Source organism: Candidatus Methylomirabilota bacterium (genome assembly GCA_035260325.1).
In the GTDB taxonomy this organism is placed as follows: domain Bacteria; phylum Methylomirabilota; class Methylomirabilia; order Rokubacteriales; family CSP1-6; genus AR19.
On sequence record DATFVL010000207.1, the window covers coordinates 1 to 2,399 of the forward strand.

Annotated in this window: 1 protein-coding gene; it reads left to right on the plus strand. The window is 67.9% G+C overall.

The genetic code is table 11. The features are described from left to right. On the plus strand, positions 1 to 2,399 hold a 2,399-nt coding region (gene rpoB / locus VKG64_13355), incomplete at both ends, for a DNA-directed RNA polymerase subunit beta (protein ID HKB26029.1).

The following is a 2,399-nucleotide window of genomic DNA, read 5'->3' on the forward strand; positions in this document are numbered from 1 at the left end:
GGCCTGTCGCGCATGGCGCGGCTCATCAAGGAGCGCATGAGCATCAACAACGATCCCGAACGCATCACGCTCGACGACCTGGTCAACGCCCGCACCGTGAGCGCAGTGATCCAGGCGTTCTTCGGGAGCTCGCAGCTGTCACAGTTCATGGATCAGACGAACCCGCTCGCCGAGCTGACCCACAAGCGGCGCCTCTCGGCCCTCGGGCCAGGCGGCCTCACGCGCGAGCGCGCCGGCTTCGAGGTGCGCGACGTGCACTACAGCCAGTACGGCCGGATGTGCCCGATCGAGACGCCGGAGGGTCCGAACATCGGGCTCATCACCAGCCTCTCCTGCTACGCGCGCGTGAACGATCTCGGCTTCATCGAGACGCCGTACCGCGTGGTAAAGAACGGCAAGGTGACCGAGGAAACCCGCTGGCTCTCGGCGTCGGAAGAGGAGGAGTATGCGGTGGCGCAGGCCAACGCCCGCCTCACCGAGGACGGCCGCTTCGCCGACGAGCTGGTGCTGTGCCGCAAGCGGGATGACTACCCGCTGCTTGCACCCAGCCGGATCGACTTCATGGACGTCGCGCCCGAGCAGCTCGTGTCGATCGCCGCGGCGTTGATCCCATTCCTCGAGCACGATGACGCCAACCGCGCCCTCATGGGCTCGAACATGCAGCGGCAGTCGGTGCCGCTGCTCTTCCCGCAGGCGCCGCTCGTCGGCACGGGGCTGGAAGAGACCGTGGCCCGCGACTCGGGGGCCGTGGTCATCGCGCGCCGCTCGGGTGTGGCCACCCGGGTCACCGCTGACGAGATCATCATCGACGCGGGCGAGGAAGAGGTCAAGGCGGGCGATCATCCGCTGGCGCGGCTCAAGCAACACGACCGCTACCGGCTCAAGAAATTCTGGCGCACCAATCAGGACACCGCCATCAACCAGCGGCCCCTCGTCCAGCTGGGCCAGAAGGTCAAAGCGGGGCAGATCGTCGCCGACGGCGCGGGCACCGAGCGCGGTGAGCTGGCGCTCGGGGCGAACGTGCTCGTGGCGTTCATGCCGTGGTACGGGCACAACTTCGAGGACGCCATCGTGCTGTCCGAGCGCCTGGTGAAGGACGACGTCTACTCGTCGATCCACATCCAGGAGCTCGAGCTCCACGTGCGCGACACCAAGCGCGGGCGCGAGGAGATCACGCGCGAGATCCCGAACGTGTCCGAGGAGTCGCTCGTCGATCTGGACGAGCGGGGCATCGTCCGCATCGGCGCGCACGTGAAGGCCGGCGACATCCTGGTCGGCAAAATCACGCCGAAGGGCGAGACGGAGCTGTCGCCCGAAGAGAAGCTTCTCACGGCGATCTTCGGCGAGAAGGCGAAGGACGTGAAGGATTCCTCGCTCAAGGTGCCGCCGGGCATGGAGGGCGTGGTCATCGACGTCAAGATCTTCTCGCGCATCGAGGACCAGGTAGTGGAGAAGGACCGCGGCGAGCGCATCGGGGAGGTGCGCCGGCTTGAAGCGGAGGAGAAGGCCCGCATCTCGGAGGCCATGTTTGCCGAGCTCCGGGAGCTCCTGACGGGGCAAGAGGTGGGCCTGATGCTCAAGGCCGGGACGGTAGAGGAGTACCTCCCCCAGGGCACCAAGCTCCAGAAGCCGCAGCTCGATGGCATCAGCTTCGTCGACGTGGACCTGAAGACGCTGCGCGTCACGAACCGGGCCGTGAACGACCGGATCCGGGCGGTGCTGGACGCCGCCACCGCGGAGCGGGCCAAGATGGAGGAGAAGTCCGAGGACCAAATCGACAAGATCCTCCAGCCCGACGAGCTGCCGCCGGGCGTGATCCAGCTCGTCAAGGTGTACGTCGCCGAGAAGCGCAAGATCTCGGTCGGCGACAAGATGGCCGGCCGCCACGGGAACAAGGGGATCATCGCGCGCATCGTGCCCGAGGAGGACATGCCGTTCCTGCCCGACGGCACGCCGGCCGACATCGTCTTGAACCCGCTCGGGGTGCCGTCGCGCATGAACGTCGGCCAGATCCTCGAGACCCACCTCGGCTGGGCGGCGACGATCCTCGGCTTCCAGGCGAAGACCCCCGTGTTTCAGGGGGCGGACGAGACTGAGATCGGCGTCCTGCTGCGTCTGGCGGGGCTGACGTGGGCGGCGGAGGCGTTGCAGCTCGCCGTGCGCCCACCCGAGCTCGACTCGGACACGGTGCGCCACGTCGCCGACGACCTGCGGCGGCTCCCGGCCACGAACGGCGGTCGGCCCGACCTGTCCAAGGCGGGAATCGGACTGCTCGCGAGCCGGGCGCTCACCCAAGAGACCCGGGACGTGCACCATCGGTTCGTGGACTTTCTGCGCGGCGCCGCCAAGGAACTCGCCGAGCGCGAACTCAACCAGCGGCGCGTCGAGCGCGAGTTCCA